The sequence below is a fragment of the Achromobacter sp. SIMBA_011 genome (genome assembly GCF_046535435.1).
GTDB classification, from domain to species: domain Bacteria; phylum Pseudomonadota; class Gammaproteobacteria; order Burkholderiales; family Burkholderiaceae_B; genus Achromobacter; species Achromobacter dolens.
The window spans coordinates 1-263 of record NZ_JAWRWN010000649.1; the positions used below are offsets into that span (position 1 = coordinate 1).

A 263-nucleotide genomic window follows, 5' to 3' on the forward strand; every position below is an offset into this window, starting at 1 on the left:
TGGGCGAGATACAGGTTGGGCGGCATATGCCCCGGGTCGCTCTCCAGCGCCGGCGTAAGCACCTTGGCTCCCAGGTGTGAGCCATAGATCTTGAAACCCTGATAGATCACTACCCGCTGCAACGCGGTGTTGGCTTGCTCAAGTCCGTCCAGCACATTGGCGAGCATTTGCGCATTGCGCTCGGCCTCTACCGCCAGGTCAGGGTCCGGGCTGAACGCGGCATAGAACACATGGGTAGTGTCGCGCGCAGCTTGCACCGCGGC

The 263-nt window shown here is 62.4% G+C and carries 1 pseudogene; it reads right to left on the reverse strand.

The features are described 5' to 3' along the window. Positions 1-263 (reverse strand): annotated as a pseudogene (locus tag SB816_RS32555) (NAD-dependent epimerase); the annotation flags it as partial.